This is a genomic window from Rhodococcoides trifolii (assembly GCF_014635345.1).
GTDB classification, from domain to species: Bacteria; Actinomycetota; Actinomycetes; order Mycobacteriales; family Mycobacteriaceae; genus Rhodococcoides; species Rhodococcoides trifolii.
The window spans coordinates 78891-104184 of the sequence record NZ_BMCU01000007.1 but is presented as its reverse complement, the minus strand read 5'-3'; the positions used below and the strand labels follow the sequence as shown (position 1 = coordinate 104184).

Sequence of the window (25294 nt, the reverse complement as noted above, 5' to 3'; positions counted from 1 at the left end):
CTTCGCAGACTGTCTACGCGCCCGGCCAACCGGCACGCGGGTCGAACCCGCTTGCCTTCTCGGCCTCGGCATACGCTGTGAGTGCTTCTGTTGCAGCATCATCGAGCTTCGGTGGAACTGCGACCTTCACGGTCACCAGCAGGTCGCCCGCGCCGCTCTTCTTCGGAATTCCGCGTCCCTTGACTCGGAACGTCCGACCGTCGACGGTGCCGCCGGGAACCTTGACGCCCACCCGGCCGTCGAGGGTCGGGACGGACAGCGTCGCACCGAGAACCAGTTCGCTGTACCCGACCGGAACGGTCAGGGTGAGGTCGTCACCGGTTCGGCCGAACACCTTGTCGGCGCGCACTTTCACCGTCACCAACAGGTCTCCTGCCGGGGCGCCGCGCAGTCCGGCTTCACCGCGACCGGCGACGCGAACGCGTTGACCGTCACTGACACCCGCCGGCACCCGCACGGTCACCGAACGGGTCCGGTTCTGCACGCCGCTGCCACGGCAGTCGGGGCACGGATCGTCGATGATCGAACCGGTTCCGCGGCATTCGTCGCACGGCTCACTGAAGCCGAACGCGCCCTGGTTTCGGTTGACGACTCCCGCGCCGTTGCACTTGGGGCACACCCGTGGGCTGGTACCCGGCTTGGCTCCGCTGCCGTGGCACGTGGTGCACGACGACGGGCTCGTAATGCTCAGCGGGACAGCCGTTCCGGTGGCCGCATCCCGGAAGTCGAGGGTGATCTCCGCGGACAGATCTCCTCCGCGGCTCGGTCTCGTCGACGTACCCGGGCGCTGTGTGGTGCCGCCGCGGTTGAACAATCCGCCGAAGAGGTCGCCGAGGCCGGAATCACTGCCGGACGTGTACGACCCACCGCCTCCGAAGAGGTCGCCGATGTCGAATCCCTGCGCGCCACCGCCGCCCCCGAAGTTGGTGCCGCCGCCGGGTGAGAACCCCCCGCGGCCGAACCCACCGCTCGAGTACAGAGCGCGCGCTTCGTCGTATTCCTTGCGCTTGGCCGCGTCGGACAGCACGGCGTGTGCCTCGCTGACCGCCTTGAACTTGTCCTCGGCCTTGCTGTTGTTCGGGTTGGCGTCGGGGTGGTTGTCCCGCGCCAACTTGCGGTACGCCTTCTTGATCTCGTCCGCCGACGCGCTGGAGGAGACACCCAGCTCCTTGTAGAAGTCCTTTTCGATCCACTCCCGCTGGCTCACTGAATGTCTCCTCCTTCCGTTCTGTTCTGTCCGACTATGCCTGGTCGGCAGCCGGTTCGCCGTCCGTCACTGCCACCATTGCGGTGCGCAGTACGCGGTCGCGCAATGTGTATCCCTTGCGGAACACACTTCCGACGACCGGGTTCTGCCCGTCGCCGTCGTGCTGAACTGCCTCGTGCACGGCCGGATCGAAGGCATCGCCCTCGGCCCCGAACGCCACCACACCCTGTGCGGTGAAAACCGACTCCAGCTTGTTCGCCACGCTGCTCAGCGGCCCCGTCTCGAGGTCGCCGTGCGAACGTGCGCGATCGAGATCGTCGAGAACGGCCAGCAGCTCGGTCAGAACCGATGCCTTCGCGTTCTCGATGTCGGTCTGCTTGTCCCGCGCGACGCGACGCCGATAGTTGGCGTACTCCGCGCTGATCCGCTGCAGATCGAGCGTCCGCTCGGCAAGTTCGTCGCGCTCGGGCTCTACTACCTCGAGCACGTCGTCGTCCACCGAACCCGGCTGAGGCGCCGTGGCGGTACCCGCGAGGGGTTCCTCCACGACGTCCTCCACGTCTCCCGCTACCGGTTCGGTTGCGTCACCACTCACTTCTTGTCCGTGTCGACGGGCTCGTCCACGACCTCGGCGTCCACGACATCGTCGCTTCCGTCGGTCGGGGCCTCACCGTTCGCGGAACCCTCGGCGGCGGACGCCTCGTAGATCGCGGTGCCGACGGCCTGGGACTCGGTGCTGAGCTTCTCGACCGCGGTCTTGATGGCGGAGAGGTCGGTGCCGTCCAGTGCCGTCTTGGCCTCGGAGATCGCCGTCTCGACGCGCTCCTTGAGGTCGGCCGGGATCTTGTCTTCGCTGTCCTTGACGAACTTCTCCGTCTGATGGACGAGCGACTCGGCCTGGTTGCGGGTCTCGGCCTCTTCGCGGCGGGCCTTGTCCTCGTCGGCGTGCGCCTCCGCGTCCTTGACCATCCGGTCGATCTCTTCCTTGGACAAGCCGGAGCCGTCCTGGATCTTGATCGTGTTTTCCTTGCCGGTGCCCTTGTCCTTGGCCGTGACGTGCACGATGCCGTTGGCGTCGATGTCGAACGTGACCTCGATCTGCGGCACGCCGCGAGGGGCGGGCGGCAGCTCGGTCAGCTCGAACGATCCGAGCAGCTTGTTGTGCGACGCGATCTCACGCTCACCCTGGAAGACCTGGATCTGCACGGACGGCTGGTTGTCGTCGGCGGTGGTGAAGGTCTCGGAACGCTTGGTCGGGATGGTGGTGTTGCGCTCGATGAGCTTGGTCATGACGCCACCCTTGGTCTCGATGCCGAGGGACAGCGGCGTGACGTCGAGGAGCAGAACGTCCTTGACCTCACCCTTGAGCACACCGGCCTGCAGTGCGGCGCCGACGGCGACGACCTCGTCCGGGTTCACGCCCTTGTTCGGCTCGCGTCCACCAGAGAGCTCCTTGACGAGCTCGGAGACGGCGGGCATACGAGTGGAGCCACCGACGAGCACGACGTGGTCGATGTCCTTGACGGCGATGCCGGAGTCCTTGACCACGGCCTGGAACGGCGCACGAGTGCGGTCGAGCAGGTCGGACGTGATCTTCTGGAACTCCGAGCGCGAGAGCTGCTCGTCGAGGAACAGCGGGTTCTTGTCGCCGTCGACCGTGATGTACGGGAGGTTGATCGACGTGCTCTGGCTCGAGGACAGTTCGATCTTCGCCTTCTCGGCGGCCTCGCGCAGACGCTGCAGAGCCATCTTGTCCTTGGTCAGATCGATGCCGTTCTGAGCCTTGAACTTGTCGACCAGCCAGGTCACGATGCGCTCGTCCCAGTCGTCGCCACCGAGGTGGTTGTCACCAGACGTGGCGCGGACCTCGACGACTCCGTCGCCGATCTCGAGCAGGGACACGTCGAACGTGCCGCCACCGAGGTCGAAGACGAGGATGGTCTGTTCCTTCTCGCCCTTGTCCAAGCCGTACGCGAGTGCTGCCGCGGTGGGCTCGTTGACGATGCGCAGAACGTTGAGGCCGGCGATCTGGCCGGCTTCCTTGGTGGCCTGACGCTGTGCGTCCTCGAAGTACGCGGGGACGGTGATGACGGCGTCGGTGATGTCTTCGCCCAGGTAGGCCTCGGCGTCGCGCTTCAGCTTCATGAGCGTGCGCGCGCTGATCTCCTGCGAGGTGTACTTCTTGTCGTCGATACCCACGGTCCAGTCCGTGCCGATGTGGCGCTTGACCGAACGGATGGTGCGATCGACGTTGGTGACGGCCTGGTTCTTTGCCGACTGGCCGACGAGGACCTCACCGTTCTTCGCGAATGCGACGATCGACGGGGTAGTGCGCGAGCCCTCGGAGTTGGCGACCACGACCGGCTCGCCGCCCTCGAGGACGGACACGACCGAGTTGGTGGTCCCGAGGTCGATTCCGACCGCACGAGCCATTGTGTTCCTCCTAGATATAACGGGTTCAGGGGATGCCTGAGCGAACAAGGCTCAAGTTTGCTCACGACTCCCGTTCGAGTCAAGTCCAGACTTGAGCGTCTGACACTCAATGCAACTGACACGTCCAACGGGGGAGGTTCGTGGTTTGTTCCCGAGCCCCGAAATCGGTTTGCACGGTCGACGGGTTCCTAGGTCGGCGCGCAGCAGGTACACAATTGATCACCGGGAATCGGGAAGGGTGGACGACGTGAACATCGACGAGGTCGCCGACGAGCTGTACAGCGGGAACCTCCCCGACTTCGTACCCGTCCGCACCGAGAGGGTGAAACAAGCGCGCGCGGCGAAGAACCGCGACCTCGCCACCGCCATCGGTAAACTCCGCAAGCCCACGACGGTCGGATGGGCCGTCAATCTTCTCGCCCACGAACGCCCCGGCGACGTGCAGGACCTGCTCGACCTCGGAGAAGCACTCGTCGAGGCGCAGCGCCACCTGTCCGGTTCCGCGCTCAAGTCGCTCACCAAACAACGCCAGGCAGCGGTCCGCGGATTAGCCTCCGCCGCAAGCGAATTGGCCGCAGCGCGCGAGGTGACGCTGACCGAGGACATGGTGCGTGAAGTCGGCCAGACCCTCAGCGCCGCTCTCGCGGATCCCGACGTGGCGCAGACCGTTCGCGGTGGACGCGTTCTGGGCGCCGTCGAGTACAGCGGGTTCGGACCGGCGCTACTTGCGGCGGTTCCGGATGCCGAACCCGAACCCGAACCCGAGCCCGAACCGGACACAGCGGAAGAAGACCGCCGTGCCGCTCAGGCCGAACTCGACGAGGCGAAAGACGCTCTGGCGGAAGCGCAGTCCGCCCTCGACGACGCACAGGAGACCGTCGGCACCGTTCGGGAGCGCGTCGACGAACTCCGAGATCTGCTCCGGCGAGCAGAGAAGGAACTGACGGCTGCCGAATCGGCGGCCGCCAGTGCCCGGACCGCCCGAGACGATGCCGACGAACGGGTGTCCGCGGCCCGAGAACGCGTCGGGCGAGAAACCGTCGGGTGAGAATCCGTCAACCCAGAACTTCGTAGACCCGCCACACAGGTTGGTCGGCTCCGTCGTTCGGTACCTCCAAGGCCAGCGTCGCCACTCCTCCCCCGTTGTCCCAGATTGTCGGGTACCGCCGATTGACCGCATCGGACTCCCCGCGGCCGACGTTGGGAACGGTCAGGATGTATCGCACCCCGGCGGCGGCCGGCTCGTTGAGGACCTCGGTGAAGCCGTCGTCCGACGGCACGACGAATCGGTCCGGGTGTTCGGAGGCCGCGACGATCGCGAATCCGTACACCGAGTCGGTGAGAATCGAACCGGGCGCGAGGTCCTGCCGGTCGAGATACTCGGCGAGGGTGCGCTCGGTCGAGAACGAGGCGATGACCCGGCGCGCCGACATTCCCTCGGTCGATGTCGGTTCCACATCGAACAGCGACCCCAGCGCGTACTGCTGACTGGACAGACTCGGCTGCACCATGGCGAACGCCGTCACCGGCAACGCCACTGCGGACAGCGCCATCACCGTCACGGCGACGGGTCTGATCGCGCTTCCCAGCTCCGGTCGGCGCCGTGCGAACACCCCGGGACGCCTCGAGGTCAGATGACCGCGGGCAGGTACCCACTGGATCGCCGCCACGGTCACGAGTGGGATCGCGCAGATGTAGAAGCGCAGAAAGCCGAACGTCGAACCGGTCGCGAAGCTCAGCAGCTGGAACGCGAGAACACTGCCGAGGACGACAGGGGCCACCAGAAATTCGAGGTCGCGCCGACGCAACGAGAGGGCCGCGGCGATCGGCAGCACGACCGGGAGTACCGGAGCGAGAACCACTATCGCCATGATCGAGAACAGCGCGTTCTCCGACGGCCCGCCGGTCGATCCGCCCGACTGCTCGAGGATGGCCGCATTGCCGTAACTGGAAGACAACTGAGCCAGAGCCTCCCCGGTGATGAGCCAACTGGTGGCCGCCCAGACCAAGAACGCGACCAGTCCGGGGCTCGCCACGAGTACCGCGTCGAGGATGGCCCGGCGTGTCATCTCCGCGCGGCCGCGGCCCCCACGCCGCAACAGGGTGACCAGAAAGACCAACGCGGCCGTGCCCGCGACTGCGGCAACGGCGTCGTATCGGGTGAGGTATGCGAACGCGAGCGCGACGCCGGCCACCAGAAGGTCGTGCACGTCGTCGGTGTGCACCCACCGCAACAACCTCCGCGTGGCCGCGCAGACGAAGAAGAGAAAGACTGCTTCGCTCATACCGTTGGCGCCGTAGAACACGATCATCGGATTGATCGCGAACAGCGCTGTCAACACGTAGGTCTGGGTTCTCGTACATCCGCGGTCGCGGCAGATCCCGTGAATCACCACCACGGTGCCGGCCATGAACACGGCCGAGACGATCAGTCCCGAGATGTTCCACCGCGTCAGCGCCGGAAGCAGGTTGGAAAAGGCCACGAGGGGCAGTTGCAGCAACGCGGTGAGCGGAGTGAACACGAAGCCGATGGCCGAGACGTGGGGGTCGCGACTGAACAGGACCGCCTGCGCGGCATAGGTTCTGCTCAACGCATCACCGAGCAGGTATCCGAACTTCAGCGACAGTGTCAGTCCGACAACCAGGTACACGGCGAAGGACGGGAGGAGGATCGTCGCTGCCCGAGAGCGGTTCATGCCACCTTCTCGTCGATGACGTCGTGGGGAACCGGCGCGGTCAGACCATGAAAGGTCTTCTCCCAGTAGGACGGATTGCGCAGAAGTTGCCACAGCCCCTTGAGAGCGGCGACGCTCATCATGACCCAGTACAAGGGCATCGTCAGGCTCGGAACGAGCAGGTAGGCGTTGTCGCTCTCTCGACACGCGACCAGATACATGTAGATCGTCGCGACGTTGCCGACGATCATCGAGACCAGCGAGAAGTAGTAGATGTAGGGCGGAAACAGCTCCTCGATCAAGGCCGGCTGACCGAGAATCCATGCGGCCGTGGTAAACCAGAACACCATGTTGATGCACGCCGTGATCGGAGTGCCGGCGAGCAGCAGGGTGAACCGGTAGGTTCCCATCGGTCCGAGCGCGCGCATGGTCTTCCACGGTCTCCGCATGTGAACGAGCCACGTCTGCAGGTACCCCTTGTACCAACGCGATCGTTGCCGGACCCAGTTGATCGGGTCACTGTTCGCCTCTTCGAGCGTCGTCGAATCGAGGACGGCCGTGGAGTATCCCGACGCCGCGATCCGCACACCCAGGTCGGCGTCCTCGGTCACGTTGAACCCGTCCCACGCACCGACCTTCTCGATGACGTCCCGGCGCAGATGGTTCGACGTCCCGCCCAGCGGGATCGGGGACTTGCTCTTCATCAGACCGGGGAGCAGGTAGCCGAACCACAGCGCGTAATCGGCCGTGAACCATCCCGTCAGCAAGTTCTGAGAGCCGTTGTGGAACGCCAACTTTGCCTGCACACACGCGACGGTGTCGGGGAGGGATGCGAAAGCCGCAACGACGCGCCGCAATTGAAGCGGCTCCGGCATGTCTTCGGCGTCGAAGATGGTCACGATCGTCCCGGTGGCGAAATGCAGGCCGTAGTTGCAGGCCTTCGGCTTGGTGCGGGGATCGCCCGCCGGAACCAACACGACTTCGACCACCGCGCTGACGCCGGCGTTGCATGCGGCGTCGATGGTGGCGTCGTCGTCCTCCTCGAGGAGGAGCAGAACCTGAAGCTTGTCCGGCGGGTAGTTCAGGCCGGACATCGCGGCGATGAGATCTCCGACCACCTCCGGCTCGTCGTACGCCGGAACGAGAATCGTGTACTGGGGCAGGTCGTCGTCGGCGAGGGCCAGAGCGTCGTCGTCCGGAATCGTGACGATCGCCGACGCGTCCAGCCCGCGGGAGAACAGCAGCAACCGGTCGATCATCATCGCCAGGTAGCCGGTCGTGCAGATCACCGTGATGGCGACGAGTGTGCCGACCGGAGCGACGACGGCGGCGGCGACCACGAGAGCGATCGCCGCGAACCCCACGTACTTCTGCCACGGCACGAATGCGATTGCGGCACTGGCCAACGGATCCCGAGCTGCGAGGCCGTTGATGGCGTCGTCGAGCGCTGCGGCCCGGAACTCGGCCGTCTCGGTTCCGACCCGTGGCGGATCGATCACCGTCCGCTCCCCGTGCGCGGCCACTGCTCGTCCACCAGGTCGGTGGCGAGCGCGGTGAGGAGGGTCCGATCCTTGAAGTCGGGATCGTCGTTCGTGGCAATCTTATTGCCCCGCAAAAAGGTACCGATGCTGGAGCTCAGATTCGACGCCATCGACGGTGCGGGAACCGGAAACAGTGCGCCTTCGTCGTGGTTGTCGACGCTGATGACCGTCACGCGCTGCACGACCCCGGAGCGCTCCCACTGAAACACCAGCTTGGTCCACGTCAGCAGGAGTGTGTCGTCCACCGAGGTGTACAGGGACCCAACGACGTCGTGTCCCAAGCGCACCGACAGCGCATTACTCGTCCGAGTGTCCGCCAACCGGTAGAGCGTGCTCTCCGGGTACACCACGAGACTTGCCTTGTTCGTGGTCGAGAGGACGTCCACCATGACGGTGCGAGGCCGAGACTGTTCGTCCCAGTCGGGATTTCCCTGCTCGGCCACCAACGACTGACGCACCAGCGTCGAGGACCGGCCGAAGAAGGACGTCACCCACGGGTAGGACTCGATCGATGTCCGCGTCCACCCGTCCGGGGTCGAGAGCGGACCGTCGACGGGACCGGGTGGTCCCGGCGACGTCGTGGACGTGTCCGACGCGGGAAGGGGCAGCGCAAACAGAACGATCGCGGCGAGGACGACACTCACCTTGGCGCTGACGGACCGCTTCGCACTCATCTTCGTCACTGGTGCGGCCAGATACTTCTTCGACCGGCCGCGCCGCGCGTGCAGGAAGTAGAGCAGACCGGTGGCGGAGGCCGATCCGATGGCGCTCACGAACTGAAGGATCGCGATGTGCAGTGTCGGCCACAGCTCCAACATCGCCCACAGGATCGCGAGACCGACCGCCACGGTGGTGACTGACCCCCGTATCGCCCGGCGCTTCGTGCGCCCGACCGCGATGCCGCCGGCGACACCGGCGAGAAGGACCATGACGCTCCCGTAATCGAACCGGCTCCCGCCCAGCGCGATGGCGATCATGCGGTAACCCAACGGCGAGAGCATGAGCAGCAGAAGCCATACGGACCAGAACCGGCCGACGGGCCGAAGACCGAACAGGAGAACCGCCCCGCTCATCGTGAACACCACTCCCGCCAGCACATCGAGGTGCGCGAGGGCGTACTGGTCCGCGTATCGCGGAAGCCACAAGCCCTGAATCGCGATGGCGGCGAGCAGACCGATACCGCCGCAGATGTTGTCCGTCTGGCGATCGTGAATGGGCAGCTCCGCACCGCGCCGTCGAGCGATTCCCTGCGCGGCGATGGCGGCCAGGAACGGAAGGATGAAGATGTAGGCGGTGATCGCCCCGTCGCTCGCCTCCTTCGCGAGGCGACGCCACGTCGGGAAGAACGCGGCGATCACGCAGAGCCCCAGCAGCACCCACCGAAACACCAGAGGTCGGACATGATTCGGTGTGCGCTCGACCGGCTCGGCGCCGTCGTCGCCGGAATCGACCGCGAGCGGCGCCTCGACGGTACTCACGACGCCGTCGACTCACCGGGCGGGGTACGTCGGCGGCCGCGGATCACCACCACGGCCGCCACGACCGCGGCGACGAGAAGCAGGGATGCGCCCGCCGCGAAGATCTTTCGTACGAGCGGGTTCGAGGTGGATCCGGATTCCGTTGCTGCAACGTCTTTCTCGTCCACGACGCCGGCAAGATCGGCGCTCGACAACGAAATCGGGTCCCTCCCTGCACTGCCGAACAACACATCGCCGGACAGACCGAACCATCGACCGGGATCGGCGTCCAACCACGTCAGAATGCGGTCCAGTTCACCGGGTGCATCGTCTGACGATGCGACGACCACAGTCCGCTGTCGCGCGCTGTCGTAGGCGACCTGAAGGGAACCGTAGGGCACGGCTCCGTCGAGGGTCAGCGAAGTCTCCGCTTCCGAGCCCGGCCCACCGACGTCGAAGGTCGTGGATCCGGACCTGCGCAGTGGCAGCGTGATCGAATCGGGCAGTGTTCCGCTCGGCGAGATCACGACGGCCGGGGCGTCACCGCCCGCCACGTCGTCCATCGACACCAGCTGCGGCGCAAGGGGAAGCGCGGACAGTCGCTGCAAGCCCGCCAGGAGAGTGACCGCGCGCTGCGTGTCGGCGAAGTCCTGCCCGGTCATGGCGACGTCGACCCGAGGCATCAGGGCCTGCGGTACCGACGCGAATCCACCCGGAGCAGGTACGCCGTCGGCGGAGTTCGTCACCAGCGTACTGCCGTCGACCGTGAGGTCCTTCGAACTACCTGTTCCGCAACCACTTCCGGCGGTCGTCGTTGCCAGCGTGACGGTCAGGTCGGTCACACGCTGGGCGACGGACGGCGGAATGTCGACCCAGGAATCGAGCCGCCCGCTCGAATCCACCGGCAGGACAGCGAGAGAGGAGTCCCCGACGGTCACGGTGACGGAACCGCCGACGTCCGCGGGCAGCGGTGTGTAGCTCCCGAGCAGGTGCACCGACACGTTCTGTGCAGCTCGCCCCAGTCTGGTCTGATCGATGGGTACGGTCACGTCGACCCTTCCGGATCCCGAACCGGACACGGTGCCCACCCCGAGGTCGTCGAGAGTGGCCGTGTCGGACGCCAGGACCGGAGGTCGTGAGAGCGCGCCGACGGACGCCGATGTCGACACCGCCAACGACGACACGCTGCTGGTGATCATGCGTACTTGATCTGCGAGGGCGCTCCCCGAACCGGAGACGAACAATGTGGGCGGTGACGGATCCGTCGGGTAGATCAATCGTGCACTGCCGTCGGTGTTCTGCGAGATCGCGACGGAACGCTCGAACGGCCCGTCCGGTGACTCGCGGTCGAGCCGGCTCTCCGGGAGCAGCCTGATCCGAACGGGTTGGGACTTGTAGCGTTCGACGATGGCCGTGCTCAGCGCGACAGCGGCGGAACTCTGGTCCGCGTCCGGGGCGTCCGGGAGGTAGACGGTCAGTCGACTCAGTACCGGAGGCAGGAACTCGGCGATCGTTGCGGGAACGGTCGGCTGCCCGGCGTACGCGACCGATGCGTCGACAACGGTGACCGGAGTGCCGTCACGGGCTCCCACGCAGTCGCCGGCGGCGGGGACCGACGCGGTCGACACGTCGAGTGTCACCGCATTGTCGACCACGGGTAGGCCCGCCAACGGCGCGGAGAACGGTACCGACGTGGCGCCCTCGGGCAGGTCGGCGCGTGCCAGCGTGCGCCCGTCCGACGAGACGTCCAGCCAGCCTCGGCCCGATCCCATCGGTACCAGGGCCGTGGCCAGGAGAGCCCGGGGAGTGGTACCCGGAGTCACGGGCACCGTGACGGAGGATCGACCGTCAGGTCCGTTCAGGGGCAACGCTTTTCCGATCCCCATGTCGGTGAACGTGAGCTCGAACGGCGCTCCGACGTCATCCTGCGCGAAGGACACCGCCGGACCGGTCGTTGCCGTCATCGCCAGCAGTGCGACCGCGGTCACCGCAGCTCGCACACACCTGATCTTCACTGCTCACGTCCTCCCGACGACGTTTCTGTGCGCTACCGACCTTGTGCAGTAAATGCCCGGTCGGCCGAGTATGCCCGCCTGCCGGTTTCCGCGCATCTCTCCCGATGATTTTCGTAATCTGTTGCCGGTCAGTGCAATCCAATTGGCGCGACTGGACGGTCCATTCAAGACCGGAAACCGAAATGTGTCCTCGATTCGGTCGCGGCGTCCGTTCTTGGACAATGGCGCCGTTTTCGTAGCAATGGCCGGATAGGGTCCGACGCGTGTGGAATCCCAGCACAGCGCGGACGTTCGCTGTCGTGTCACTGGTGTGGCTCACGGGGCTGGCGGCCGCCTTCGTGCCGTCCGCTGCTGCCCAAGCCCCGTCCGGCACGAGGGTCCGCGTGAACCCGGACGGCCTGACTCTCGACGGTGCATCGTGGTGGCCGACCGGTTTCAACGCCTACCAGTTGGCGACGGACTGGTCGGTCAACCGTGGGTGCGGCGCCATGGTGAACCTCGACTCCTACTTCGCTGCCCTGCCGCCGCATTCGATGACCCGCTTCGATGCATTCCAAGCGTTGGCCACGAACCGGTTCACCGGACAGCTCGACTTCCGGGCCATGGACGCAGTGTTCGCGGCAGCGGAGGCTCACGATCAGATGGTGGTCCCCGTTCTCGCGCCGCAGGACGGTGCGTGCGAGGACGACGTGTTCAAGAATCGACAGTGGTACATCGACGGATGGAAGGCTCCGTCGACGACGTCGCCGATTGCCTTCGACGAGTGGGTGAAGACCGCAGCCGACCGGTGGAAGAACTCACCCGCACTGGCCGCGTGGGAACTGGTGGGCGAACCGGAGACGAGCACCTGCACGGACGCGGCGTGCAACTGGTCCACCCGCACCTGCGAAAGCGATGCAGCACAGGTCCTTCGAGACTTCTTCGACGATGCCGGCAGCCTGCTGCGCGCGCGGGATCCACGCACTCCGATCACGGCGGGACTCACGGGCGGCGGTCAGTGCGGAACACAGGGCGACGAGTTCACGTTCGTGGGTGCGTCGCCCTTCGTCGACGTCCTGCAGTATCACGACTACGGAGCGGACGGCGTACCACTTCCGGGAGATGAGTGGAACGGGTTGGCGCGCCGCATCGATCAGGCGAGGTCTCTGGGAAAACCTCTGCTGGTGGGAGAGATCGGTGAACTGGCCGGATCGTGCGGTGATACCCGCGAGAGGGCAGCGCACATCACGTACAAGATCGACGGCCAGCGACGAGCCGGTACCGCGGGTGCGTTGTTGTGGGCGTTCGTGCCGGACCCGCGCCCGTCCCAGTGCAGCTACGACATCGGATACGACGACCCGGTGTGGGAGTCGCTGGGTTCCTGACCCGACGAAAACGGCCCCGCTCACCGAGGTGAACGGGGCCGTCGTCAGAGCTGGATCAGCAGTTGCCGCCGGACGGCTTGTTGGTCAGCTGATCGAAGAACCACTTGTTCGCCGCCGGCAACCCGAGGAAATCGGGAAGCAGGTGACCGAGCGCGAGACCGGGGAAGATCGCCGGATAGAGCTGGCGGTTGAGCGTCACGTTCGCACCCTTGGCGCACCAGTCCCGAGCGAGATCGACGGCCTGGCCGTGCGGCACGATGTCGTCGGACGTTCCCGAGTCGATGTAGACGGGCGAGTTCGGCGTACGTTCACCGATCTTGTTCTTCGCCAGGATCTCCTGGGCCTTCGGAATGTCACCCAGCGTCTGCGAGAGCGAGCGACCGTCCTTCAGGTACTCGTTGGTGCGGTGGAAGCCGACGCTCAGCGCGGTTTCGACGATGCACTGCTTCGACACTGCGGCGAGCATCGCTTTGCCCTTGTCGTTCGTGTACTGATCGATGATGGGCCCGATGTCGGGATCGGAGTCGCGCAGACCGTTCAGGGTGTAGCCGATGACGCCGAACAGGATGGTTCCGTCGACCTGCGCCAAGGTGGCTCCGAGGTCGGCGGGAGGCGCTCCGGCGTAGGTGCCCTTGATGGTGAGCTCGGGTGCGTACTGAGGTGCCAGTTCCGCCGCCGCGGCCACAGCGCCGCCGCCCTGCGAGAAGCCCCACATACCGACCGGCGACGTCGGCGAAATCTTGGTTCCGCGTACGTTCTTGGCGGCACGCACCGAGTCGAGAACGGCGTGCGCTTCGGCTGCGCGGTTGACGTAGGTGTGGTTGCCGGGGGTGCCGAGTCCCTGGTAGTCCGTGATCACGACGCCGACACCCTGAGTGAGCAGCGTGTAGATCTGCACGATCTCGTACTCGACCATCACCCCGAACGGCGGCGTGTACGAGATCAGGTTGTTCAGCAGCTTCGATGCGGCGCAGTTGTCTCCCTGCCCGTACGTTCCTGGTGCGAATGCGACCACCGGGCGCTCGCCCGGGCCGGTCCAGGAGGCCGACGGGTCGATGTACGTGCCCGTCACGGCGACGGGCTTGTCGTTCGAGTCCTGGGAGCGGTACATCAACCGAGTTGCCTTGCCGGGCAACGGCCCGCCGATTCCGGGGACCGAGATGGCGAGGTTGGACGGCCCCGTGTTGATGAGGTCGCCGTTCTGTCCCGCCGGCAGCGGCGAGGGCGGAGTGTAGAAATCTGCCGCGCTCGCCGTCGGTGCGACGAGCGTCGACACCGCCGCGATGAGCACCATGAGCGCCCCGGAAAGTCTTGCTTTACGCACGTCGTGCACCTGTCTGTTCAACGTGAAGATCCTGTGAGTGGGCTCACTGTACGACGCGCCGACGGCCGCACCGTAACCACGAGATCAACGAGTTAGTAAGTAACAAAACGGCATTCGGTCGGTTGTGAGCTGAAACAAGTGCCGGTTCGGTACGCTCCGACAGTGACAGATCACAAGCCTCCGCACCGTCCACGTCCCGAACGCCCCGAGGTTCGCGTCGAACCGCTGCGCGAGCCGGTGAGCGACGACAGGCCTCGTGCAGTCGACCTGGCGGTGGCAGTGTGGGGTGTGGCTCTGGTGGCGCTCGCCGCCACCGCTGCGCTCGTGGGGCTGGATCAGGCCGCAATACGCGCGACGTTACGAGACACCCTCGCCGCGGACAGCCCCGACACCAGCGCGGACGACATCGCCTCCACGGTCGACATCACCATGATCGCGTCCGGGGCGGTGGCTGTGCTCGTTCTCCTCCTGGCCCTGATGGGGATGGTGCAGGTGCGCGGGCGCAATTCGACCGGACGCACGGTCCTGATGCTGATTGCCGTCGTGGCCGCGGCCGGGTCACTGGTGTTCTGGTACACCGCGAAGGACGCGCTCTCGGGTGCGACGGGGATCTTGCCGTTCGTGGTCGCCGTTCTGGCGGTCGCCGGAACCGCTCCCCTGTTCGCTCGGCCCGTCGGCCGGTGGCTCAGCGGGCAGGGGCAACTACGCCCGATCTAGCTCCGCCAGAATGCCTTCCGCGCTGCGAGCCGCGATCGAGCAGGCGCGGGAGGTGAACTGATCGAGGAGCGGGTGACCGGACTTGGTGCGCCACAGCCGGACTGCGTCGAACGCGGTCTTGCGTTGCAGCTCGATCCCGTCGTCGGGGGCCAGACCCAGCCGGGCCGACGTGTCGATCCCGTAGGCGCCGATGATCCTCGACAACTCCGCCAGCGACTCCTCCGGCAGGTGAACGCTGCGGGCGCGCAGCTGCCCCAGCAGCCGCAGTTCGCGAAAACCGTGGACGTCGCCCAGCATTCGGCTCGCCTCGGCACGGATCTCCGACGTCGATGCCCGCGGCTCCTCCACGAGAACGCGCTCGAGGGCGACCAGCGCCGAGTGCGTCTTGAGCTGATCGGTCCGCTGCCCGAACTGCACGTCGATGACCTGACGCAGCTCACCGAGACCGCTTCGCTCGACGAGTTCTGCGGCGAGTCCCGGAGAATCGCGCGTACCGAGCCTGATCAGCGTCACGGCCATGCGAATGCCGAACAGCCCGAACCGATCCACGAGGGCGGCCCGCGTCGCGGCGTCGACCGGAAGATCGATGTCCGGCCGCGAGAACCGGTCCGCCGACAGCATGGCCAACTGCAGATCGTCCGGCGAGGTCGACGCGAGAGCCACGAAGGCCGAGTACTCGCTCTGCTTCAGGGTGCGCGCACCGAGCGCCAACAACCCGGCGACCGGAACGACCGCCTGACACAGGCCCGTTCGCTCCAGCTCGACGGAGAACCGGGCCGCGACTTCCTTGGCCGACATCATCGCGTCCATCCGGCCTGCGCCCACCTCGTCGGCCCGCGAGACGACGCCGATGACACCCAGCGGCCCGGTATCCCCGCCGACACTGTCGTTGATGCGGCCGAGGAAGGCCGTGTCCGTCGCGTTCAGTGTCCGCATCAGATACACCACGGCGTCGGCACCGGACGTCGAATCCTCCGGGGTGAGCATGTCGAACGTCCGAGCCGACACGTCACGGGTGAGCGACGACGTTCCGGGAGTGTCGATGATTGTGGTGGACTTCAGCGTTCGCGCCGGCCACTCCACGTCCAGTCGGTCCACCCGCGAGGCCGTCAGCTCGCCGAAGTCGAACGTCAGGCGGCCTTCGCGGCGAATCACCGGAACGTCCATCGTGCGGTCACCGTCGTACCAGGCGGTGACCGAGGGCGTCGCGCCGCGGCGGTACCAGGTGACCACGCGAGTGCACTCGGTTGCGTCGGTAGGCGCGATGTGCTGTCCCACAAGCGCATTGAGCAGCGTCGATTTACCTGCCTTCAACGACCCGGCCAGGGCGACGCGCAACGGCTCGTCCAGCCTCGCCGAACATTCGGCCAACTGCTCGCGCGCATGGGGAACGTCGGCGTACTCGCGGCGGGCCGCGTCGATCAGCACCCGCGCACGGTCGAGCGCGACAGTCACTTCGCCGTCTCCAGTTGCTCCGGGTCGAGCTGACTCGCGATCGATCGCATGGTCGCCACCGCCTGTAGTTCCTTCTCCAACTGGGCGGTCCGCGCAGCGCGCTCGCTGTTGGCGATGCTGGCCGCCTCCTGCGCCGCACGCAGCGAGTCGTTGATGGACCGCACCGTCTGATCGGCCATCTGGGCGAAGTGATCACGCAGTGCGCGCTGCACCAGCCGCAGGCGGTCCTTCGATTCCTTGCCGACCTGAAAGCTGACGTCGTCGGTGAACTTGCGAATGGCGACCTTCGCGTCCGCGCGGCGCTTCAGCACCCGCTGTTCCTTGTCGTCCTTGTATGCCTTGGAGCCCAACAGAACTCCGGCTCCGATGGAGATCGGGTTGATCAGGGCAAGTCCGACGAAGGTGGTGATGAGCCCGAACATCAGCACGCCGCCGTACGACCCGCGCATACCCACCAGCACCTTCGACGCGATGCCCATCCGACCGGACTCGAGGTCCGCGAGCGAGGTCACCGGGTCCATGATGCCGTCCATACCGGCGATGTCGAAGTCGGGCAGGTGCGCTTGCGCGGCATCCGCGAAGTGCTCGGCCACCCGCTCGGCCAACCACATCGACCGCTCGTGCGCCCACACGAAGTTGTCGCCGACCGCGGTGGCGATCTGTTCTTCGAGCCACTCACCGAGGACGGCCCAGTCCTTGCCCGGGTCCCCGTCGTCGACGGCCTGCTCGGCCTCACGCGTGACCTGCCGCAACCGATCTCGTAGATCATGGTCGATATCGGCGGCGAGGTCGGTGATGCCGTCACCGAGGGTCTGTTGCCACAGCGCCGACCGTTGCTGCATGGCTTCGGCCGACGCCTTCGCCGTCTGCAGCCCGGACACGGCCGCGGCGGCGGTATCCGGATCGCGCAGGGCGGCGAGTTCGCTTCCGAGCGCGAGAGCGAGATGCTCGGACACCGACCTGATGTCCAGCGCAACGGCTTTGCGCGTCGTCACCGTCGCGCGGGCGACGACCTGCTCGCGCAGGAATTGGTACAACTGCGGAAAACCGGCCTCGGTGTTCAGCGAATCGTCGTTCAACCGCAACGCATGTGACCGCAGCATGGATGAGATCGGGAGCATGACCGCATCGATGTTCTCGCGCCGCAGGTGTTCTCGATCGGCCTCGACGATGGCGCGCCAGTGCGGGTACAGATCGATCTTGGTGATCAGCACGGCAACCGTGGGGCACAGCGTCATCGCCTGACGCAGGAATGCCACCTCGGGTTCGGTGAACTCCTGCGAGGAGTCGGAGACCACGAACACTGCGTCCGCCGAGGTGATCAGACCCAACGTGCTTGCGGCATGGGGATTTCCGTGGCCACCCACACCGGGGGTGTCGACCACGACCAGACCGTCGGCGAGCAGGGGGCTGGGAACGTGCACGTCGAGTCGCAACACCTCGCGGCCCTGCGCGAGCGGCGACGCCGGCGTGATCGACGTCAGTTGGTCGAGCGGAACAGGAACGCGCACAGGCTCACTGCCCGGTTCGGCGAGAACGAGCTCCGCCGATGCCTCGTCGGCGTTCTGTACGACGGTCGGCACCGCGGTCGTCTCGTCGTCGCCGACCGAGCAGACCTCGAGGTTGAGTAGCGAATTGACGAACTGGCTTTTTCCCTGTTTCAGCGGACCGACGACGACGATGCGCATACGGGGATCCAATACGCGCTCACGGGCATTCGTCAGACGATCGACGAGATCGCGGCGGTCCGCCTCGGCGGCGATGTCTCGCATGCGAGACAGAAGGTCACCCAGTTGCGTGGCCTGCCCGATGTCCGACCGGCCTCCGGCCGTCCCGCCGGTTGCCTCGATCGCGCTGTTCTGCATGCAATACTCCGACCCGCTCTGATCCTTCGTTGATCGTTGTGAGGGTTAACAGTAAAGCCTCGGCCCCGTACGTTTAAGCGCGCACGGGGCCGAGGCTGTTACAGATACTTACCGGTGACCGATCACGGGTTGAGAATGTCCCCCAGGTCGACGTGATGCGACGTGGTGGTCGACTCGGTTCCGTCGTCCACGGTGGAGTCCGCGGTGCCGGTCAGATCACCGGTCAGCGAGCCCGTGTGGAGTCCGCTGGTGTCGTCGTCGCCGAAGGCTGCCGTCGGGTCGACGGAGGACCAGGCGTTGCCGACGGCGCCGAGGGCGCCGTCCACTCCGCCGGCCAGCGACGCCGACTGATCGATCTGCTGGCCCGAGTCCGACGCCGCGTCGACCGCGCCCTGAGCATGACCGTCGACCGCCCCGGCGGCCGAGGTGACGTTGTCCACGGCACCGGACAGGCCGCCGCCGGTGACACCGCCGAGGGTGGAGGACAGATCGCCACCACCGACGACGCTCGTCGCCTGCTCCACGGTCCCGGAGAGGGTGCCGCCGAGATCGAAGTTTCCGGACGCGTCACCGTCGAGCGGGGTTCCGGTCTCGAGCCCGCCGCCGAACGAACCCGGCAGGTTCAGGCCGCCGTCGATGCTGCCCGGCAGGTTGAGGCCGCCGTCGATCGTTCCCGGCAGGTTCAGCCCACCGTCCACCGTTCCCGGCAGGTCCGCGAGTCCGCCGAGCCCGGCCGCGAGACCGCCGCCCAAGCCGGCCGCTGCGCCCAGCCCGGCTCCGAGGCCGCCCACCGCTGCCAGGCCCGAGTCGACTCCACCGGTGACCGCGCCGAGTCCGCCGAGTCCGGCCGATCCGTCGAGCACGCCGGTGAGTCCGCCGACCAGATTCGGGTCGAGGGTGAGACCACCGCCCGCCGCGAGCGCGGAGTCCAGGGCCGTGTCGAGTCCTGCGGTCAGGTCGCCGCCGACGCCGAGAGCCCCGCCGAGGGTGGCACCCAGATCGAGAGCGCCGCCGCCGTCGGCAACCACGCCGAGGGCAGTTCCGAGGGCAGCACCGAGTTCGAGTCCGGCGTCTCCGCCCACTCCCAGCACGCCGGTCAGGGCGCCTTGGAGATCGGTGACTCCGGTCAGGTCGACTCCGCCTGCCACCGCACCGTTCAGTGCGGCGGTGAGGGTTCCGACCAGACCCGCGTCGAGTCCCAAGCTGGTTCCCAGAGCCCCGGCGACGACGCCGCCGAGATCGCCGCCGACGATGACACTGGGGTCGAGGTCGGCGAGGATTCCGCCGTCCAGTGCTGCGCCGAGTGCGCCGCCCAGTTCACCCGCCACGGCTCCGCCGGCACCGAGGGTGGCGCCCAGCGCGGTTGCGAGCTGTGCGCTCAGACCGCCACCGAGACCGGCGACGAGACCGCCGTCGAGCAGGGTGCCGAGGTCCACCGCGCCGGTGGCTCCGAGCGCTGCTCCGAGGGTGGTTCCGAGAGTGGCAGCGAGACCACCGTCGAGGTCGAGTGCTCCACCGAGGACGGTTCCCAGTGCGCCGCCGATGTCGGCGCCGCCGGCCAGCAGACCCGTCACCTGTGCGCCGAGGTCGGTGTCGAGGACGCCGCCGAGAACGGTGCCGAGTGTCGCACCGACGTTGGCCGCCACGGCGCCACCCGCGGCGAGAACGCCGCTGAGCTGAGCTCCGATGTCCGTACCGACAGCGCCGCCGAGCGCTCCTTCGAGTGCCGCACCGAGCTGCGCGGCCAGACCGGCGTCGAGTCCGAGTCCGGCGACGAGGTCACCGGCCAGATCGAGGCCGCCGCCGAGGCCGGCTGCGCCGTCGAGCACGCCGCCCAGAGCCAGTCCCAGGTCGCCGGCGACGGTTCCGCCGGCGCCGAGGGCCGCGCCGAGCGCGGTCGACAGCTGCGTGGTGACGTCCGCGCCGAGCAGCGCGGCGAGATCGATCCCGCCCGTCACGCCGAGGGCCGTCTCGAGTGCGCCACCGAGCGTGGCGGCCAGGCCGCCGTCCAGATCGAGAACGCCGCCGAGGACGGTTCCGAGCGCTGCGCCCGCGTCCACACCACCGGCGAGCAGTCCCGCGAGCTGGGCGCCGAGGTCGCCCGTCAGTCCGGCACCGAGGACCGTGCCGAGTGCTGCACCGACGTTGGCCGCCACAGCGCCACCCGCGGCGAGAACGCCGCTGAGCTGAGCTCCGATATCCGTACCGACAGCGCCGCCGAGTGCTCCTTCGAGTGCGGCACCGAGCTGCGCGGCCAGACCCGCGTCGAGTCCGAGTCCGGCGACGAGGTCACCGGCCAGATCGAGTCCGCCGCCGAGGCCGGCTGCACCGCCGAGCACGCCGCCCAGAGCCAGTCCCAAGTCACCGGCGACGGATCCGCCGGCACCGAGGGCCGCGCCGAGGGTGGTCGACAGTTGCGCCACCAGGCCACCGCCCAGCCCGGCGACCAGGCCACCGCCCAGTCCGGCGACCAGGCCCCCGTCGAGCAGGGTTCCGAGGTCGAGGCCACCGGTCACGCTGAGGGCCGCTTCGAGAGCGGTTCCGAGAGTGGCAGCCAGTCCGCCGTCGAGGTCGAGCGCGCCGCCGAGCACGGTGCCGAGGGCTGCGCCGATGTCAGCGCCACCGGCCAGCAGACCGGCCACCTGGGCGCCGAGGTCGGTGGCCAGAGCACCACCGAGGACGGTTCCGAGGGTGGCACCGACGTTCGCGGCGACCGCGCCGCCGGCGGCCAGAACGGCTGCGAGCTGCGCGCCGACGTCCACTCCGACGACACCGCCGAGGGCGGCTTCGAGCGCGGCACCGAGCTGCGCTGCGATACCCGTGTCGATTCCCAGGCCGAGTCCGGCGAGAAGGTCGGCGCCGAGGTCGAGGCCGCCACCCAGACCGGCGACTCCGCCGAGAACTCCGCCGAGAGCGAGACCGAGGTCCGCTGCGACCTGGCCGCCCGCACCGAGTGCGGCACCGAGCGCAGTCGAGAGCTGAGTCGTCAGTCCGCCGTCGAGCAGTGCGGCGAGGTCCAGGCCACCGGTCGCGCCGAGGGCTGCTTCGAGGGCGCCGCCGAGGGTGGCGGCGATACCGCCGTCGAGATCGAGGGCGCCGCCGAGGATGGTTCCGAGTGCACCGTCGAGATCGACACCACCGGCCAGAAGTCCGGCGAGCTGTGCACCGAGATCCGCCGACAGGGCCGTGCCCAGAGCTGCGCCGAGGGTCGCTCCGACGTTGGCGGCGATGGCGCCACCTGCAGTCAGAACTGCGCCGAGCTGGGCGCCCGCGTCGAGTCCGACGACACCGCCGAGGGCGGCTTCGAGTGCGGCGCCGAGCTGAGCGGCGATACCGCCGTCGAGGCCGAGGCCCGCGACGAGGTCACCGACGAGATCCAGTCCGGCGCCTGCGCCGAGAAGTCCGCCGAGGGCGACACCGAGGTCACCGGCCACCTGCCCACCCGCACCGAGCGCGGCGCCGAGGGCGGTGGACAACTGGGCGACGAGGCCGGCGCCGATCAGGCCGGTGAGGTCGGCGCCGAGCAGTCCGCCCGCACCGAGGGCTGCGTCCAGTGCGGCCCCGAGCGTGGTGGTGAGGCCGGCACCGAGGCCGGCTCCGAGCCCGAGGACACCGTCGAGGTCGAGTGCGCCGCCGAGGATGGTTCCGAGGGCTGCGCCGAGGTCGACTCCGCCGGCCAGGAGACCCGTGAGCTGTGCGCCGAGGTCGGCCGAGAGAACGCCTCCGAGCACGGCCCCGAGTGCGGCACCGAGATCCGCGGCGACGGTTCCGCCGGCCGCGACGACCCCGCTGAGTGCGGCGCCGAGGGTGGCACCGATGTCGGCTCCGCCCGCGAGGACGGCGGCCAGGTCGAGGTCGCCGACGACGCCGAGAGCGGCGTCCAGTGCAGCGCCGAGCTGGGCGGTGACGCCGCCGCCGAGGCCGAGCGCACCGGCGAGTGCGGCGCTGAGGGTGCCGCCGACGCCGAGGACACCGTCGAGGTCAAGCGTGTTGGTGAGGTCGAGGCCGGTAACCGCTCCGAGAACGGCACCCAGGGATGCGCCGAGGGTGGCACCGATGTCGCCGCCGGCCGCGAGTGCGTTGCTCAAGGCAGCGGACAGGGCTGCGGTGAGGTCCCCGGCGAGACCGGCGACGACGGACGCGTCGAGCAGGCCCGCGAGGGTGGCTCCGAGGTCACCGGTGACGCCCAGTGCTGCGCCGAACGCGCCGCCCAGTGCAGCGGTCAGGTCGCCCGTCACGCCGAGGGCGCCGCCGACGACCGTGGCGAGCGATGCGCCGACGTCGAGGCCTGCGGTCAGAGCGGCAGCGAGTTCCGCGCCGATCGAGCCGCCGGCGGTGACGGCCGCTCCGAGTACACCGGCCAGCGAGGCACCGACGTCGGCCGCGAGCGCGCCGCCGACTCCGAGGGCAGCGCCGAGGGTGCCCGCGACGCCCAGTACCGCGTCGAGGTCGAGGCCGGCGATCGCGCCGACAGCAGCGTTGATGGTGGCGGCGAGTTCTGCGCCGAACCCGGCTCCCAGGCCGAGGCCTGCCGTGAGGATCCCGGCGACCGTGGCGCCGATGTCGAGAAGTCCGTCGATGTCGAGGATGCCGGCGAGAGCTCCGTCGAGGCTCAGGGCCGCGTCGACGAGCGCTCCGAAGACCGCGCCGAACTCGGCTGCGATCTCGCCGCCGATCTGGAGGGCGCCGCCGAGGGCTGCGGCGAGTACCGCGGTGAACTGGCCCGCGAAGTCGAGGTCGAGGAAGTTCAGGCCGCTCAGGTCGAGATCACCGAAGTTGATGCCACCGAGGTCGATGCCACCGAGGTTGATGTCGCCGAGGCCGCCGATGTTGACGCCGCCCAGCCCGCCGAGCGAGATGCCGCCGACGGCGATGCCACCCGCAGCGGCGCCCGCGTTGATCCCACCGAAACCACCGATGTTGATGTCGCCTGCGCGGTAGTTCCCGGCGTTCACGATGGACGCCAGCCGCGATCCGCCGGCGAACAGTCCGGACTCACCGACCATGGGAGCCACAGCGACGATGTCCGCGTGGCATACGTCCTCCAGGCCGGCGGCGTTCAGCGTCGCCTGCGGGTTGGCGCAGTATGCGGCGGCCGCCTTGTCGTCACGGAGAAGGCTGAGGATGAAGTCGAGGACTGCGTTGGTGGCCATCGTGAGCTCCTGATGTCGGGTGGGTTGTGTCGCGGTGATGCCGACACGGGCCGGCGAATGGAACCAACGCTATGGATCCCCGGCACCCGGCCCAACGGGGTCGATCCCCCTTTCGATCCCCCATTCAGCGCATAGGGGATTCGACATCCGTTAGGGGATTAGGGGGAATGGCCCGCAGAATGGCGTCGATTCGTATGTGATGAGTAACAACATCGCCCCTCGGGGCGACATGCGTCAGAAGAGGTCGCGTGGGCGTACGCCCAAGCGCACGAAACGGGAGTCGAAAGCATGACCGCAGGGCTCGGATTGAAAGTCGGATCCACCACTTCCATTGCAGTGTCGGCTGTTTCGCCCGACAAAACCTACTCCGAGTCCGACAGCACCGTCTCTGTCGTCAGTCGCACCGCTCTCGACGTGGCATCGGGTCGTGAGCCTGTTCTGGCCTCCGGATCAGGGTCCTTGACGGGGTATGCGAGCAGAGTCGGCGACCCCGTCGCACTCGTGGCCGACGACGGCCGTTCCTTCACCGGCGACGATCTCTACGCGACGACGTTGGCGTGCCTGGCATCGTCGTCGTCCGCATCGGCGGACACCACGACAGTCGTTGCGTACCCGACCCATTGGCAGGGTCACACTGTCGAGGCGCTCCGCGACGCAGCCGATCACCACGGACTGACCGACGTCACCTACGTACCCGAGGCCATCGCCGCCGTGGCGTGGTTGCAGCGCGCCCGACGCGGAGTAGACGGCGACGGCGACGGCATGGTGGTCGTCTACGACCTCGGCGGTTCCGCGCTCGATGTCGCGCTCGTGCGCACCGGCGCGGACTCCGCGCTCGTCGGGCGCTCCGTCCGCAGCGAGGACATCAGCGGTGCCCAGTTCGATCATGCTGTCCTGCAACATGTTCTCGAATCCTCCGGCGCCGACCTGAGCACAATCGACCCGTTCGATCCGGGAACCGTCGACGCTCTCGCCGTGCTGCGCGAGCGGTGCGCCGCCGCCAAGGAGGCGTTGTCGACGGACACGGACACCGTTGTCTCCGTTCAGCTTCCGGGAGTCGACACGGATGTCCGCGTCGTACGGTCCGAGCTCGAGGACATGATCCGCGAGCCGCTGACGTCGTCGCTCGACGTCGTTCGCGAGGCCCTGCGCCAGGGCGGTGTGGACCCGTCCGGGGTGACGCGGGTGCTGCTCACCGGCGGCGGAGCGTCCATTCCGCTCGTCGCCGAAATGGTGTCGTCGATGCTGCGCGTCCCGGTCACCGCACACGACGAACCTGCCTTGACCTCCGCAGCCGGTGCCGCCGTGCTCGCGGCCGAGATCGGCTCTGCAGGATCGGAAGTCGACACCATCGCGGCTGCGCCGGTGGCGTCGACCGCGCTGGCCACCGCGGCGCCGCGATCGCTCTCGAAACTGCCACCTGCGCCCGTGTCGCGATCGAAGACGAAGCCCCCGACGTCACGTGGCAAGCGGATCGCGATCATCGCCGGAACCGTCGCCGCGATCGCCCTCCTCGCCGCCGGTGGGCTCGGAGTGGGCACCATGCTGACCTCGAATGACAGCCCGACAACCGACGGGGCCGTCGCCACCACGACGAGCGGGGCTCCGACGACAACGTCCGTCGCACCCGTCGCGGGTGCTCCCACCTCCGCAGCTCCGGGTGCTGTCGATCCGGCCGCACCGGTCGCAACCGGATCAGCCCCGGCCGGCGGATCCAACTCCGCAGGCACAGCGCAGACCGGAACGCAGAACACGGGGACACCCAACACCGGAACGCAGAACACCGGCACGGCCAATTCGGGTGGCGCCCCGGCGGCCGGTACACCGAACACGGGTACGCCGAATACCGGTGGTGGGACCACGGGCGGTGGCAACACCGGTGGCGGGAATACGGGGGGCGGACAGAACTTCCCGAGCATTCCTCCGTACAGCGGTCCGACGCCCGGTGATGTACTCGATCAGACCGGAGACACTTTGGGCGGCGTCGTAGGTGGGGTTGCCGGCATCGTCCCCAACGTCGCAGGTACCGCGGGCGGCGCGGTGGGCAACCTTCTCAACGGTGTCACCGGCGGTGGAAACTAACCCGCC

The 25294-nt window shown here is 67.8% G+C and carries 15 protein-coding genes; 4 read left to right on the top strand and 11 right to left on the bottom strand.

Features of this window, described 5'->3' with window-relative positions:
* Positions 1 to 13: 13 nt before the first annotated feature.
* The 3 genes from dnaJ to dnaK are packed head-to-tail and all read right to left on the bottom strand — an operon-like array spanning position 14 to position 3640.
* On the bottom strand, positions 14 to 1207 hold the full coding sequence (gene dnaJ, locus IEW02_RS23995) for a molecular chaperone DnaJ (RefSeq protein ID WP_188547794.1): 1194 nt from the start codon (positions 1205 to 1207) through the stop codon (positions 14 to 16).
* 34 nt (positions 1208 to 1241) lie between these two features.
* Positions 1242 to 1802, bottom strand: coding sequence for a nucleotide exchange factor GrpE (grpE, locus tag IEW02_RS23990; protein ID WP_188547793.1), 561 nt, complete (start codon positions 1800 to 1802; stop codon positions 1242 to 1244).
* Positions 1799 to 3640 (bottom strand): molecular chaperone DnaK, encoded by a 1842-nt coding sequence (gene dnaK, locus IEW02_RS23985; RefSeq protein WP_188547791.1) that lies wholly within the window; start codon positions 3638 to 3640, stop codon positions 1799 to 1801. Before dnaK ends, grpE begins: the two co-directional genes overlap by 4 nt.
* 247 nt (positions 3641 to 3887) lie before the next feature.
* On the opposite strand from dnaK, the gene IEW02_RS23980 reads away from it, so the two are divergent.
* Positions 3888 to 4688: a hypothetical protein gene (locus IEW02_RS23980; RefSeq protein ID WP_188547789.1), complete on the top strand. Its 801-nt coding sequence runs from the start codon at positions 3888 to 3890 to the stop codon at positions 4686 to 4688.
* Positions 4689 to 4695: 7 nt separating this feature from the next.
* On the opposite strand, the gene IEW02_RS23975 is transcribed toward IEW02_RS23980, so the two are convergent.
* The 4 genes from IEW02_RS23975 to IEW02_RS23960 are packed head-to-tail and all read right to left on the bottom strand — an operon-like array spanning position 4696 to position 11328.
* Positions 4696 to 6336, bottom strand: a complete 1641-nt coding sequence (locus IEW02_RS23975; protein ID WP_188547788.1) for a glycosyltransferase family 39 protein — start codon at positions 6334 to 6336, stop codon at positions 4696 to 4698.
* On the bottom strand, positions 6333 to 7811 hold the full coding sequence (locus IEW02_RS23970; RefSeq protein WP_188547832.1) for a glycosyltransferase: 1479 nt from the start codon (positions 7809 to 7811) through the stop codon (positions 6333 to 6335). The genes IEW02_RS23975 and IEW02_RS23970 overlap by 4 nt, the downstream gene beginning before the upstream one ends.
* On the bottom strand, positions 7811 to 9334 hold the full coding sequence (locus IEW02_RS23965; protein WP_188547786.1) for a hypothetical protein: 1524 nt from the start codon (positions 9332 to 9334) through the stop codon (positions 7811 to 7813). The genes IEW02_RS23970 and IEW02_RS23965 overlap by 1 nt, the downstream gene beginning before the upstream one ends.
* On the bottom strand, positions 9331 to 11328 hold the full coding sequence (locus IEW02_RS23960) for a hypothetical protein (RefSeq protein ID WP_188547784.1): 1998 nt from the start codon (positions 11326 to 11328) through the stop codon (positions 9331 to 9333). Before IEW02_RS23960 ends, IEW02_RS23965 begins: the two co-directional genes overlap by 4 nt.
* A 263-nt stretch (positions 11329 to 11591) precedes the next feature.
* Between IEW02_RS23960 and IEW02_RS23955 the strand changes: the two genes are divergently transcribed.
* On the top strand, positions 11592 to 12692 hold the full coding sequence (locus IEW02_RS23955; protein WP_371829993.1) for a beta-mannosidase: 1101 nt from the start codon (positions 11592 to 11594) through the stop codon (positions 12690 to 12692).
* 55 nt (positions 12693 to 12747) lie between these two features.
* Here the strand turns inward: IEW02_RS23955 and IEW02_RS23950 are convergent, their stop codons facing one another.
* Positions 12748 to 13986, bottom strand: a complete 1239-nt coding sequence (locus IEW02_RS23950) for a lipase family protein (protein WP_188547829.1) — start codon at positions 13984 to 13986, stop codon at positions 12748 to 12750.
* A gap of 192 nt (positions 13987 to 14178) precedes the next feature.
* On the opposite strand from IEW02_RS23950, the gene IEW02_RS23945 reads away from it, so the two are divergent.
* A complete protein-coding gene (locus IEW02_RS23945) occupies positions 14179 to 14733 on the top strand; it encodes a hypothetical protein (protein WP_188547782.1) in 555 nt (184 codons plus the stop codon).
* Here IEW02_RS23945 and IEW02_RS23940 read toward each other — a convergent pair.
* The 3 genes from IEW02_RS23940 to IEW02_RS23930 all read right to left on the bottom strand — a co-directional run bounded on the left by IEW02_RS23940 (position 14719) and on the right by IEW02_RS23930 (position 23206).
* Positions 14719 to 16188, bottom strand: a complete 1470-nt coding sequence (locus IEW02_RS23940; RefSeq protein ID WP_188547780.1) for a dynamin family protein — start codon at positions 16186 to 16188, stop codon at positions 14719 to 14721. The genes IEW02_RS23945 and IEW02_RS23940 overlap by 15 nt on opposite strands.
* Complete coding sequence (locus tag IEW02_RS23935) at positions 16185 to 17960, bottom strand: dynamin family protein (RefSeq protein WP_371829994.1); 1776 nt, start codon at positions 17958 to 17960, stop codon at positions 16185 to 16187. The genes IEW02_RS23940 and IEW02_RS23935 overlap by 4 nt, the downstream gene beginning before the upstream one ends.
* A gap of 215 nt (positions 17961 to 18175) precedes the next feature.
* Entirely contained in the window at positions 18176 to 23206 is a 5031-nt protein-coding gene (locus tag IEW02_RS23930) for an IniB N-terminal domain-containing protein (protein WP_188547775.1), read from the bottom strand.
* 288 nt (positions 23207 to 23494) lie between these two features.
* Between IEW02_RS23930 and IEW02_RS23925 the strand changes: the two genes are divergently transcribed.
* Positions 23495 to 25288 carry an Hsp70 family protein gene (locus tag IEW02_RS23925; RefSeq protein ID WP_188547773.1) on the top strand — a complete coding sequence of 598 codons (1794 nt, stop codon included), beginning with the start codon at positions 23495 to 23497 and terminating at the stop codon, positions 25286 to 25288.
* The last annotated feature ends 6 nt before the right edge of the window (positions 25289 to 25294 follow it).